Raw genomic sequence first — 11301 nt, 5'->3', positions numbered from 1 at the left:
AGTCCACGAGGTATAGACCATGCAGCAAGCATCCTGGCAATTGAGCCGACGACATTTCCTGGAACTCCTGGCCGCTGGCGCCGGCGTGGGCATGCTGCCCTCGGCCTGGGCCGCGCAGGCGGCCGCCGGCGGGCCGGCGCGCGGCGGGACCCTGGTCGCCAATGTGACGCCCGAGCCCTCGGCCGGCCTGGTGGGCGGCATCAACATCTCGGCCCCCGTGCTGCCCATCTCGGCCAGCATCTTCGACGGCCTGGTGACCTATGACCGGGAATTCAAGCCGCAGCCGCAATTGGCCGAGTCCTGGGAGCAGTCCGCCGACGGCAAGCAGATCGTGTTCCACCTGCGCCGCAATGTGAAGTGGCATGACGGCACGCCTTTCACGTCGGCCGACGTGCAGTACTCCATCCTCAACGTGGTCAAGAAGACTCATCCGCGCGGGGCGTCGACCTTCGCCAAGGTCATCGCCGTGGACGCGCCCGACGCGCACACCGTGGTCCTGCGCCTGAGCGGGCCTTCCCCGGTGATCTGGGCCGCGCTCTTTGGCACGGAAACCCAGATCGTGCCCAAGCACCTGTACGAAGGCAGCAACCCGCTGACCAATCCCTGGAATCTCAAGCCGGTGGGCACCGGCGCTTTCGTGTTCAAGGAGTGGGTGCGCGGCAGCCACATCCTGTTGGAGCGCAACCCGGACTACTGGGATTCCGGCAAGCCCTATCTGGACCGCATCATCTTCAAGAACATTCCGGATGCCGGCTCGCGCGCGGCCGCGCTGGAAAACGGCGAAATCCTGCTGGGCGCCAATAACCCGGTGCCCGAAAGCGACGTGGCGCGCCTGCAGGCCAATCCGCGCCTGGAGGTCAACACCGAGGGCTGGCAGGCGCCCGCGCCCATGTTCTTCTTCGACTTCAATTTCCGGCAGGAACGTTTCCGGGACATCCGCGTGCGCCGCGCCTTTGCCCACGCCCTGGACGCCAAGACCCTGGCCGAAACGGTCTGGTACGGCCTGGCCGACGTGGCCACCAGCCCGGTGCCCAGCTACCAGAAGGCCTTTTACAAACCCGGCCTGACGCAATACGCCTACGATCCGGCCAAGGCCGAGCAACTGCTGGACGAGGCCGGATTCCGGCGCGGCGCGGACGGCTGGCGCATGTCCATCACCCATGTCACCTGCGCGCCCTATGGCGCGGCCTATGTGCGCGCTGGCGAGTTGTTCCGCCAGCAATTGAAGAAGATCGGCGTCGACCTGAAGCTGGTCAACTACGACCTGGGCACCTATGTGCGCAAGATGTTCACCGATTATGAATTCGATACGGCATCGATGTGGTACTCGGCGTATACCGATCCGCAGATCGGTGTGCAGCGGCGTTTCTGGAGCAAGAACATCAAGCCGGGTTCGCCTTCGAGCAATGGTTCGGGCTATGCCTCGGCCGAGATGGACCGCGCCATCGAGGCCATGCAGGAAGAGGGCGATGTCCAGAAACGCCGCGAGCATATCTTCGAGATGCAGCGCATCGCCCAGGACGACGTCGCCTCCATCACCTTGCTGGAACTGAAGTTCTACGGCATCTACGATCGCCGCGTCCAGGGGTTGCGCCAAGGGCCGCTGACCTTCTATTCCACGCTGGCCGATGCCTGGCTGCAGGCTTGAGGAGGTGTCCGCCATGCATGCTTCGATCAGTCCGCGGGACCTGCTGGACGCGGCGCGGGCGCTGGGCTCGTCCCTGGCGGCCGAGGCCAGCGAGCGCGATCGCGCGCCGTCTTTGCCGCATGATGCCTTTGCACGGGTGCGCCAGGCCGGCCTGGGCGCGCTGCGGGTGCCGCGGCGGCTGGGCGGCGCCGGCGGCAGCCACGAGGACCTCGCTCAGTTGGTCATCCTGCTGGCCGAGGGGGATCCCAGCGTGGCGCAGGCGCTGTTGCCGCATTTCGTCTTTGTCGAGCGCACCCTGCTCATGGCCACGCCTGCCCAGGCGGATGATTTCCTGGCCCAGGTGGCGCAGGGCCGTTTGGTGGGCGGCGCCTCGGCCGAGCGCGGCGGCAAATACCGCGGCGAGGTGGCCACGCGCCTGCGCCGGGCCGGGCAGGGCTATGTGCTGGATGGCGAGAAACAGTACTGCACGGGCGCCATGCTGGGTGATCTGTTGAAGATCCTGGCCGTGGACGAGGCCGGCGAAAAAGTGCTGGCCGTGGTGCCGGTGGGGCGCGACGGCATCGAGCTGCGCGACGATTGGGACGGCATGGGGCAGCGCTGCACCGCCAGCGGCACGGCCAGTTTCCGCGGGCTGGCCGTCGGCGAGCACGAGCTCATGCGCGTGCAGCGTTGGCAGACCGAACGGCATCACACGGGGGCGACCTCGCAGCTCATCCATTGCGCCATCGAGGTGGGCATCGGCCTGGCCGCCTTGCGCGATGCGGTGGACTGGGGCCGGCGCGGCATCCGGCCTGTGCCGGAAAGCGGCGTGGCGCGCGGCCAGGATGATCCCTATGTGCTGCACACGATCGGCGACATCGCGGCCACCGTCCATGCCGCGCGGGCCCTGGTGTTCGAAGCCGCGCGGGCTGTCGAGCGCGCCGCGCAGGCGCGCTATGCCGGCCAGGGGGACATCGCCGGCCTGGCGGCCGAGGCCTCGGTGCTGACCGCGCAGGCCAAGATCGTCTCGACGCAGGCGGCCTTGCATGCCGGCCAGCGCCTGTTCGACGTAGGCGGGGCGGCCACGACGCTGCGCTCGCACAACTACGACCGGCACTGGCGCAACGCCCGCACCCACACCACTCACGATCCCGTGGCCTACAAGTTCAAGGCGGTGGGCAATTATCTGCTCAACGGGGTCGCGCCGCCGGTCAGCTATGCCTATTGAGAGCCGCCCTGGACCTTGACCCCGGCGGCCGGGCGCGGCGCGGCCCACCACCAGGTCATGAGGGCGGCCAGTCCGACCACGGGCAGCATGGCCGCGTTCAGGCTGTCCCAGCCGAATCGCGCCAGGGCAGGCCCGGCGGCCAATGTGGCCAAGGCGGTGGTGATGTAGCGCAGCATCTCGGCCGCGCCCTGGACGCGGGCCCGTTCGGCGGGACGGTAGGATTGGGCCAGCAGCGTCGTGCCGCCGACGAACATGAAGTTCCAGCCCACGCCCAGGCAGAACAGCGCGGCATAAAAGGCGGGCAGGGAGGTGGACTGCATGGCGATCACCGAGCAGGCCGCGTTCAGCAGCATGCCCAGGCCCAGCACGCGCGGCAGGCCCAGGCGCTTGATCAGCGCACCGGCGAAAAACGCGGGCGCGTACATGCCGATCAGGTGCCACTGCATGATGTTGGCGCCGTCGCCGATGCTGTGCTGGCACGCGACGGCGGCCAGCGGCGCGGCCGTCATGATGAACATCATCGTGACCGAGCCCACGACGTTGTTGGCCAGGGCGGCGACAAAGATGGGCTGGCGCATGACTTCGCCCAGCGCGCGGGCCGGCAGCGGCTGGTCATGGACATCGGCCTGGGCGGGGGCTTCCTGGTCGCGATAGCCCAACAGCAGCAGCAGGGCGCTGGCGCCGCCAAGCAAGGCCACCATCAGATAGGCGCCGGCAAAGGTCGCCAGCGGAAACAGATCCTTGGCCCAGGCCGCCAGCGCCGGTCCGGCGATAGCGGCGATGACGCCTCCGGTCAGCACGATAGAGATGGCGCGGCTCTTGGCCTCGGCGGGCACGGCGTCGGCCGCGGCCAGCCGGTAATACTGCGCAAAGGCCTGGAACACGCCGACCAGAGCCGTGCCCAGGCAGAAGAGCCAGAAATCGCTGTGGAACACCGCCGCCACGGAGATCAGCCCGCCCGCCGCGCCGGTCAGGGCGCCCAGCATGAACCCCGCGCGCCGTCCGATACGTTGCATGAGCAGGGAGGCAAACCAGGTGACCACGGCGCCGGCCACGGTGATCAGGGCGAAGGGCAGCGTCGCCAGGGCCGGATAAGGCGCCAGCATCTGGCCGGTCAGGGCAGTCAGGGTCAGGTCGATGGAAATGGCGGCGATGTACAGGCCTTGGCAGATGGCCAGGATGCGGGCGTTGCGCTGGCCCAGGGAGGAAGACGTCATGGTTTTCGTTGCGGGGGTTTGACAGCCTTCACTCTAGCCGGCCACACTATGGCAAGAACGACTATTTTCCCTCTTTTCATGCCATGACTCACCGTGTCTGCATCCTGCCCATGCCGGGCTTTCAGCTGCTGGATATGGCCGGACCGCTGTCCGTCTTCCATGTCGCCGCCGAGCTGGTGCCGGGGGCCTATGAGACCGTGCTGGCCTCGGCCGACGGCGCAGCGGTGCGCTGCTCGGCCGGCGTGCTCGTGCAGACGCGCGCCTGGCGCGGCCTGCGCGCCGACACGGTGCTGGTGCCGGGCGGCTGGGGCGCGCGGGTGCCGCGCGCCTCTGCCGGCATGCTGGCCTATCTGCGCGCGGCCCAGGCCCGTGGCCGCCGCGTGGCCAGTGTCTGCACCGGCGCCTTCGTGCTGGCCCAGGCCGGCATCCTGCAAGGCCGGCGCGTCACCACCCATTGGCGCCATGCGGCCGAGCTGCAGCAGCGCCACCCCGAGCTGGCCGTCGAGGCCGACCGCATCTATGTCCAGGACGGTCGGGTATGGACCTCGGCCGGCATCACAGCGGGCATCGACCTGGCGCTGGCCCTGGTGCAGGCCGATCATGGCGAGGCCGTGGCGCGGGCCACGGCGCGCGAGATGGTCGTCTATCACCGCCGCACGGGCGGGCAGTCGCAGTTCTCGGCCCTGCAGGACCTGGCGCCCGCCAGCGGACGCATGCGGGAGGTGCTGGCCCATGTGGGCGAGCACCTGGATGAGGTGCTGGACATCGAGCGGCTGGCCGGGGTGGCCTGCCTGAGCCCGCGCCAGTTCTGCCGCCAGTTCAAGCGGGAGACCGGGCAGACGCCGGCCAAGGCGGTCGAGCGCGTGCGGGCCGAGGCCGCGCGCGAGCTGGTCGAGGAAGGCGAGGCGGGGCTGGATGCCATTGCGCGCCGCGTGGGCTTCGGCGATACCGAGCGCATGCGCCGCGCCTTCATCCGCATCTATGGCCAGCCGCCGCAAGCCTTGCGCCGCAGCGCGGGCAGGGCGTTACAGTAGCGTTTTCTTCCGAGCTGTCTTGCCATGGATCCCGAACTGCTTGCTCTCCTGGTCCGCCGTGAAATGCCTTTCGGCAAATACCAGGGGCGGCTGATCGCGGACCTGCCCGGCCATTACCTGACCTGGTTCGCCCGCAACGGTTTTCCCAAGGGCGAGATCGGCCGGCTGCTGGCGCTCATGCACGAGCTGGACCACAACGGCCTGCGTCCCTTGCTGGATCCTCTGCGCGGAAACAAACCCTAGGCCCGCAGCGCCTGCACCAGGGCCTGCACATAGCCGGGCGCGGCGGCCAGGCCGCGCACGCACAGCACCAGGCGGCGGTCGGCCCAGTCGTCGGTCAGCGCCAGGCGCCGCAGGCCGGCGCCCAGGCGCAAGCGGCGGGCGGCCGATTGCGGAATGACGGCCACGCCCACGCCGCGCTCGACCATGCGGGCAATGGACGCGAAGGTGCGCATGCGCACGCGCGCCCGCATCTGGCGGCCGGCCCGGGCGGCCTGGTCGTCCAGGTGGGCCGACAGCGCGCTGCCGGCCTCCAGCGCCACATAGTCATGGTCCAGGGTTTCGGCATAGCGCAGCGGGCCGCGCCGCGCCAGCGGATGATCGGCAGGCGTCAGCAATTCGAGGCGGTCGGTGCGGAAAGGCAGCACGTCCATGCCGGTCAAGTCCACCGCGTCGGAGACGATGCCTACGTCGGCCGCGCCCTGCACCAGGGCGGGCACGATGCGGTAGCTGGGCTGCTCCTGCACATCGACGTCCACATTCGGGTGCGCCTTGAGGAAGTCGGCCAGCGGGTCGGGCAAGAACTCGGAGATGGCGGCGGTATTGCACAAGAGCCGCACGCGGCCCTTGAAGCCCAGCGCGTATTCGCCCAGGTCTTCCTGCAGGTGGGCGACTTGCTGCAGCAGCAGCCGGGCATGGTGCGCCAGGGCCAGGCCGGCGGGAGTGGCCGTGACGCCGCGCCGCTCGCGGCTGAAGAGCGGCGTGCCTAGCGAGGCCTCCAGGCCGCGCAGCCGGGCGCTGGCCGAGGGCAAGGCGAGATGGCTGGCCGCCGCGCCGGCCGTGATGCTGCCTTTTTCACAGATATTGAGGAACAGGCGCAGGTCCGTCAGGTCGAAATGCATATCCAGGCTCTGTCAGGGACATAGGCTGGGTCAGTGTATTACGCATTTTCAAAGCAAGGGCGCGGGCGCATGATGCCGCCATCATGCATCTATTCACTGACTTCTTCGTCCAGGCGGGCTGGCCCCTCGCCGCCGCCGTGCTTGGCGTCTTTCTCCTGGCCGGCTTCGTCAAAGGCTGCATCGGCCTGGGCATGCCCACGGTCGCCGTCGGGCTGCTCAGCATGGCTATGCCTGCGCCGCAGGCTGCCGCGCTGCTGGTGGTGCCCGCCGTCATCACCAATATCTGGCAGATGGCCTCGGGCGGCCATTTCCGCGTCCTGCTGCGCCGGCTGGCCGTGCTGCTGGTCACCATCTGCCTGGGCACCGCGCTGGGCGCCTGGCTCTTTGCCGGCGTCAGCGATGCCGGGGCCTCCAGCCTGCTGGGCGGCGCGCTGCTGTGCTACGCGGCCGTGGGCCTGTCGCCCATCAAGCTGCGCGTGCCGCCGCGCCAGGAAGGCTGGCTTGGGGCCCTGACCGGGACGGTCACCGGCCTGATCACGGCCGTCACGGGCGTGTTCGTGCTGCCCTCGGTGCCCTATCTGCAAGCCCTGGGCCTGGACCGCAACACGCTGGTGCAGGCCATGGGCATTTCCTTCATGGTGTCCACCTTGGCCATGGCTGGCGGGCTGGCCTATGGCGGCGCGCTCGGCGCCGGCGAGATGGCGGCGTCGGCGCTGGCCCTCGGGCCGGCCCTGCTGGGCATGTGGGCCGGCCAGGGCCTGCGGCGGCGTATCAGCGAGACCGCCTTCAAGCGCGGGTTTTTCATCGCCCTGGCGCTACTGGGCGTGAACCTCCTGCTCAAGCATTGAGCCCGGGGCGCGGATGGTAAATTGTGGGCAGGCGCGTCGCCGCGGCGCGCGTTCTTCACGAGAATCATGTCCATCGATCCCCAAGAGCAACACCTGCTGGAAACCCGGGAGAGCAGCGAGCTGGTCTACGACGGCCGCTTCCTCAAAGTGCGCCGCGACATGGTGCGCCTGCCCAATGAACACGTCGTTTCGCGCGAATATGTGGTCCACCCCGGCGCCGTGGTCGTGATCCCGCTGCTCGACGACGGCCGGGTGCTGCTGGAGCGCCAGTACCGCTATCCGGTCGGGCGCGTCATGACGGAATTCCCGGCCGGCAAGCTCGATCCGGGCGAGGACCCGCTGGCCTGCGCCAAGCGCGAGCTCCTCGAAGAGACCGGCTACACCGCGGCCCAATGGGCCCGGGCCGGCGCGCTGCATCTGGCCATCGCCTATTCCACCGAGATCATCCATATCTATTTCGCGCGCGGCCTGACGGCGGGCGAACGCCGCCTGGACGCGGACGAGTTTCTCGACGTGCGCAGCGCCACCCTGCCGGCCCTGCTGCAGGCGTGCCAGCGCGGCGAGGTGACCGACGCCAAGACCCTGACCTGCATGCTCTGGCTGCAGAACGCCCTGTCGGGGGCCTGGGAACTGGATTGGCAGGCCGCGTGAGCACGGAATACGAAGTCCTGCTGCTGCCTTCGGGCTGGCGCTTCCGGGCTGGCGCCGACACGCCCGTCCTGCGCGCGGCCAAGGCGGCCGGGATCCGCCTGCCCAGCTCCTGCCGCAACGGCAGCTGCCGGGCCTGCATGTGCAAGATGGAATCGGGCCGCGTGGCCTACCGCATCGAATGGCCGGGCGTGGCCAGCGATGAGCAGGCCGATGGCTGGATCCTGCCCTGCGTGGCCCATGCCGAGACCGACCTGGTGCTGCAGGCGCCGCTGGCCGAGCCGCTGGCGCCGCCCGCGCCGGCCGAGCGCGCCTCGCTGACCGGCGCGCGGCGCTAAGGCAGCATGACGGCGATGGCTCCCAGGGCCAACGCCAGGCCCAGGCCGTTGAGGGCCGACAGTTTCTCCCCGAACAGCAGGGCGCCGGCGGCGGTGCCCAAGGCGATCACGCCCATATTCATCGAGGCGAACACCAGGGCGGGCTGGTCGGGCAGGCTCTGGTGGGCGCGGATATAGGTGTAGATATTGCCGAAGTTGACGAGACCCAGCAGCAGGCCGGCGGCCAGATCGCGGGCGCGCCAGGCAGCGCGTCGCCACAGCAGCCAGCACAGTATCAGCCCGCCGGCGAGCATGAAGGCGCCCAGCAGCGCGGCGGCGAAGCCCGCGCCGGCCCGCGCCAGCAGCTTGAACAGCACGTCGATCACGCCATAGCCCATCCACACCACCAGCGGCCAGGCCCATGCGGCGCGGCCGCCCCCCTGCCGCGCCGGCCTGCGCAGCAGGCAGAAAAGCGCCGCGCAGGCCAGCGCGATGCCGCCCAGCTTGCGCGCCGTGACAGGCTCGCCGAACAGCACAAAGGCCGCGCCCAGGGCGATGAAGAGCGACAGGCGCTGGGCCGCGTCTGTCTTGACGATGCCGGCATGGCGCACCGACTGGGCCAGGGCCATGAAGATGGTGGGCAGCAGCACGCCCAGGCCGGCCAAGGTCAGCAGCAGCGGCGCATGCGGCAGCGAGCCCAGGTCGGGCCGCAGCAGGAGCAGGCACAGCACCGAGGCCAGCGCGTAGTTGGCCAGGATGGCCTGGCGCACATCCACGCCGTGGCGGCGCGCCAGCTTGAGCAGCACGGCCAGCGTCACGCTGCACAACACGCTGGCCGGCAAGAACAGCAGTCCGGGGTTCATGCCTCGGCCCGCAAGCCCAGCTTGTCCATCAGCGCGCGGTCGGCCTGGACTTGCGGATTGCCCGTGGTGAGCAGGGCGTCGCCGTAGAACATGGAGTTGGCGCCGGCCAGGAAGCACAGGGCCTGCTCGGCTTCGCTCAAGGCCTGGCGGCCCGCCGACAGGCGCACCTTGGCGCGCGGCATGGTGATGCGCGCCACGGCGATGGTGCGCACGAACTCGAACACATCCAGCGGCTCGGCCTCGGCCAGCGGCGTGCCGGCGATGGGCACCAGATGGTTGATGGGCACGGATTCGGGGTAGGGCTCCATGCTGGCCAGTTGCGCGATCAGGCTGGCGCGGTCGCGGCGCGACTCGCCCATGCCGATGATGCCGCCGCAGCAGACATGGATGCCGGCTTCGCGCACCTGCGCCAGCGTGTCCAGGCGGTCCTGGTAGCCGCGGGTGGTGATGACGCGGCCGTAGTACTCGGGCGAGGTGTCCAGGTTGTGGTTGTAATAATCCAGCCCGGCCTCCTTGAGCTGCCCGGCCTGGCCTTCCTTGAGCATGCCCAGGGTGACACAGGTCTCCAGGCCCAGGGCCTTGACCTCGCGCACCATGTCGGCGACGGCTTCGAGCTGGTGGTCCTTGGGGCTGCGCCAGGCCGCGCCCATGCAAAAGCGCTGCGCGCCGGCCTGTTTGGCGGCGCGCGCGGCGGCCAGCACCTCGTCCAGCGGCATCAGTTTCTCGGCGGCCAGGCCCGTGTCATGACGGGCCGACTGCGAGCAGTAGCCGCAATCTTCGGGGCAGCCGCCCGTCTTGATCGACAACAGGCTGGAGAGCTGGATATCCGTGGGGTCGAAGTGCTCGCGATGCACGGTCTGCGCCCGGTGCATCAGCACGGGGAAAGGCAGCTCGTACAGGGCCAGCACATCGGCGGTGCGCCAACGTCCGGCGGCCGGGCGGATGGGCAGGGGGATGGTCTGCATGCGGATCTCCAGTGAGTCGGAACGGCGGATCGTAGAAAGCCCGGCGATCCCTGGCAATGTGTCCTGAAACCGCCTGATTGGCCACATGAACGGCGACGAAAGGCGGAGATGGGGAGCAAATGCGCAATGGCCTCGACTAAGTCCCCGCCATCTTCCGGGAGCGCGACGGCGCCGAAAAATTGTTTCGTTGTGTAAATCAGATTTTTAGGGGCGGCCATTGGGGACTTCTTCTGTCCGACCGCCATGCACGCGATTGGGAAGATGGTTTGTTACAAATGTGTACATATCCCCGGCTTGCGTTATCTATCTACTAGTAGGTAGTATTCGTCCAACGGTGCACAAAACCGGAGTTCCTCCCAAGCCGGGAGCGCAGCACGAGGCCTTGCCTCTTTTTATTTCCCTAGCAGCCTATCTATAAGTAGATAGATTTTTATCGACAGTCTGTGTTGTCCCCTTACGGAGTTTGATCATGAAGACCCTTGTTTCCGCCCTGATGCTTTCCGCCGTGTTCGTCGGCGCCGCCCAAGCCGGTGAGCTGGATTGGCCGCCCGCCCAGGACAGCCATGCCACGGCTACCCGCGCCCAAGTGCAGTCGGACTTGCAAGCCGCCCGCCAAGCCGGCCTGCTGGCCTCCGGTGAAGAAGACTATCCCGTCACCGCCTACGCCGCCGCTGGCCAGGCCAGCCGCAGCCAGGTCAAGGCCGAGCTTGCCGCCGCCCGTGCGCAAGGCCTGACCGACAGTGGCGAGCTGGACTACCCGCCCGTGGCCGGCTGATGCGCCGCCCGGCGCCGCGCCCCGGGACTACCCGGGTGCGCGGCGGCTGCATGCTGATCTATGAGTAGGTAAACTAGCGTCATGGATACGCCAACCGCAAATTCGACGCGCGACCAGCTGCTCAGCCATGCCCAGACCCTGATTCGTATCCGGGGGTGCAATGGCTTTAGCTACCGTGACCTGGCCGAGCATGTGGGCGTGAAAACGTCCAGCATCCACTACTACTTCCCTTGCAAGGACGACCTGTTGCTCGAGGCGGTGCAGGCCTATAGCGCCCGAGCCCTGGCCACGATCCGCGGCATCGATCCCGCCTTGCCGGCGCGTCAGCGCCTGGACCGTTATTTCGAGACCCTGGAGTCGCACGCCTGCAGCGAGCAGCTGTGCCTGGGCGGCATGCTGGCCGCCGAAGTCATGTCCCTGCCTGAAAAAGTCAGGCTGGCGCTGCAAGGGTTTTTCCACGCGCACGAAGCGTGGCTGACCGCCGTCCTGCGCGAAGGCCAGGCCGACGGCAGCCTGCGCGTGGAAGGCGATCCCGAAACCGCCGCGCGCGGCCTGTTCGCGGCGGTGCAAGGTTTGATGATCACGGCGCGGCTGTTCCAGACGCCGCCGCGCCTGAAAGACACGCTGCGGTTCTAGCCCCGCGCGCCGCCAGCAAAAA

Annotated in this window: 13 protein-coding genes; 9 read left to right on the top strand and 4 right to left on the bottom strand. The window is 68.7% G+C overall.

Annotated elements, in window-relative coordinates:
- The first annotated feature begins 19 nt into the window (after positions 1-19).
- Positions 20-1648: an ABC transporter substrate-binding protein gene (locus AXA74_RS13605; RefSeq protein WP_032956306.1), complete on the top strand. Its 1629-nt coding sequence runs from the start codon at positions 20-22 to the stop codon at positions 1646-1648.
- A gap of 13 nt (positions 1649-1661) precedes the next feature.
- The gene (locus AXA74_RS13600) at positions 1662-2855 is read left to right on the top strand and encodes an acyl-CoA dehydrogenase family protein (protein WP_029579435.1); all 1194 of its coding nucleotides are present in this window, start codon (positions 1662-1664) and stop codon (positions 2853-2855) included.
- Here AXA74_RS13600 and AXA74_RS13595 read toward each other — a convergent pair.
- Complete coding sequence (locus tag AXA74_RS13595; RefSeq protein ID WP_032963059.1) at positions 2849-4072, bottom strand: MFS transporter; 1224 nt, start codon at positions 4070-4072, stop codon at positions 2849-2851. The genes AXA74_RS13600 and AXA74_RS13595 overlap by 7 nt on opposite strands.
- Positions 4073-4155: 83 nt before the next feature.
- On the opposite strand from AXA74_RS13595, the gene AXA74_RS13590 reads away from it, so the two are divergent.
- Together AXA74_RS13590 and AXA74_RS13585 are read left to right on the top strand one after the other, a co-directional pair.
- Positions 4156-5106 carry a GlxA family transcriptional regulator gene (locus AXA74_RS13590; protein WP_032956314.1) on the top strand — a complete coding sequence of 317 codons (951 nt, stop codon included), beginning with the start codon at positions 4156-4158 and terminating at the stop codon, positions 5104-5106.
- Positions 5107-5130: 24 nt separating this feature from the next.
- Positions 5131-5349, top strand: a complete 219-nt coding sequence (locus AXA74_RS13585; protein WP_032956316.1) for a DUF3820 family protein — start codon at positions 5131-5133, stop codon at positions 5347-5349.
- Here AXA74_RS13585 and AXA74_RS13580 read toward each other — a convergent pair.
- Positions 5346-6227: a LysR substrate-binding domain-containing protein gene (locus AXA74_RS13580; RefSeq protein WP_029579439.1), complete on the bottom strand. Its 882-nt coding sequence runs from the start codon at positions 6225-6227 to the stop codon at positions 5346-5348. The two genes, AXA74_RS13585 and AXA74_RS13580, sit on opposite strands and share 4 nt — an antisense overlap.
- Before the next feature lie 83 nt (positions 6228-6310).
- On the opposite strand from AXA74_RS13580, the gene AXA74_RS13575 reads away from it, so the two are divergent.
- The 3 genes from AXA74_RS13575 (at position 6311) to AXA74_RS13565 (ending at position 8061) form a co-directional block, all read left to right on the top strand.
- Positions 6311-7075 (top strand): sulfite exporter TauE/SafE family protein, encoded by a 765-nt coding sequence (locus AXA74_RS13575; RefSeq protein WP_029579440.1) that lies wholly within the window; start codon positions 6311-6313, stop codon positions 7073-7075.
- A gap of 66 nt (positions 7076-7141) precedes the next feature.
- Positions 7142-7726: an NUDIX domain-containing protein gene (locus AXA74_RS13570; RefSeq protein ID WP_029579441.1), complete on the top strand. Its 585-nt coding sequence runs from the start codon at positions 7142-7144 to the stop codon at positions 7724-7726.
- A complete protein-coding gene (locus AXA74_RS13565; protein WP_029579442.1) occupies positions 7723-8061 on the top strand; it encodes a 2Fe-2S iron-sulfur cluster-binding protein in 339 nt (112 codons plus the stop codon). The genes AXA74_RS13570 and AXA74_RS13565 overlap by 4 nt, the downstream gene beginning before the upstream one ends.
- Here the strand turns inward: AXA74_RS13565 and AXA74_RS13560 are convergent.
- Together AXA74_RS13560 and bioB are read right to left on the bottom strand one after the other, a co-directional pair.
- Positions 8058-8903 carry an EamA family transporter gene (locus tag AXA74_RS13560; protein ID WP_032978557.1) on the bottom strand — a complete coding sequence of 282 codons (846 nt, stop codon included), beginning with the start codon at positions 8901-8903 and terminating at the stop codon, positions 8058-8060. The genes AXA74_RS13565 and AXA74_RS13560 overlap by 4 nt on opposite strands.
- A complete protein-coding gene (bioB, locus tag AXA74_RS13555) occupies positions 8900-9868 on the bottom strand; it encodes a biotin synthase BioB (RefSeq protein ID WP_029579444.1) in 969 nt (322 codons plus the stop codon). The genes AXA74_RS13560 and bioB overlap by 4 nt, the downstream gene beginning before the upstream one ends.
- 469 nt (positions 9869-10337) lie before the next feature.
- Here bioB and AXA74_RS13550 point away from each other — a divergent pair, with 469 nt between their 5' ends.
- Positions 10338-10643, top strand: coding sequence for a DUF4148 domain-containing protein (locus tag AXA74_RS13550; protein WP_029579445.1), 306 nt, complete (start codon positions 10338-10340; stop codon positions 10641-10643).
- Between the two features lie 81 nt (positions 10644-10724).
- On the top strand, positions 10725-11279 hold the full coding sequence (locus AXA74_RS13545; RefSeq protein WP_032978560.1) for a TetR/AcrR family transcriptional regulator: 555 nt from the start codon (positions 10725-10727) through the stop codon (positions 11277-11279).
- Positions 11280-11301: the final 22 nt, after the last annotated feature.

The organism is Bordetella hinzii LMG 13501, from assembly GCF_001548475.1.
GTDB lineage: Bacteria > Pseudomonadota > Gammaproteobacteria > Burkholderiales > Burkholderiaceae_B > Bordetella > Bordetella hinzii.
This window is presented reverse-complemented; position numbering and strand designations above follow the sequence as displayed.

Coding starts and splice junctions, on each gene's coding strand:
- AXA74_RS13595 (WP_032963059.1), bottom strand. CDS start 4,072: ATGACGTCTTCCTCCCTGGGCCAGCGCAACGCCCGCATCCTGGCCATC.
- bioB (WP_029579444.1), bottom strand. CDS start 9,868: ATGCAGACCATCCCCCTGCCCATCCGCCCGGCCGCCGGACGTTGGCGC.
- AXA74_RS13585 (WP_032956316.1), top strand. CDS start 5,131: ATGGATCCCGAACTGCTTGCTCTCCTGGTCCGCCGTGAAATGCCTTTC.
- AXA74_RS13560 (WP_032978557.1), bottom strand. CDS start 8,903: ATGAACCCCGGACTGCTGTTCTTGCCGGCCAGCGTGTTGTGCAGCGTG.
- AXA74_RS13580 (WP_029579439.1), bottom strand. CDS start 6,227: ATGCATTTCGACCTGACGGACCTGCGCCTGTTCCTCAATATCTGTGAA.
- AXA74_RS13575 (WP_029579440.1), top strand. CDS start 6,311: ATGCATCTATTCACTGACTTCTTCGTCCAGGCGGGCTGGCCCCTCGCC.
- AXA74_RS13545 (WP_032978560.1), top strand. CDS start 10,725: ATGGATACGCCAACCGCAAATTCGACGCGCGACCAGCTGCTCAGCCAT.
- AXA74_RS13570 (WP_029579441.1), top strand. CDS start 7,142: ATGTCCATCGATCCCCAAGAGCAACACCTGCTGGAAACCCGGGAGAGC.
- AXA74_RS13605 (WP_032956306.1), top strand. CDS start 20: ATGCAGCAAGCATCCTGGCAATTGAGCCGACGACATTTCCTGGAACTC.
- AXA74_RS13590 (WP_032956314.1), top strand. CDS start 4,156: ATGACTCACCGTGTCTGCATCCTGCCCATGCCGGGCTTTCAGCTGCTG.
- AXA74_RS13600 (WP_029579435.1), top strand. CDS start 1,662: ATGCATGCTTCGATCAGTCCGCGGGACCTGCTGGACGCGGCGCGGGCG.
- AXA74_RS13550 (WP_029579445.1), top strand. CDS start 10,338: ATGAAGACCCTTGTTTCCGCCCTGATGCTTTCCGCCGTGTTCGTCGGC.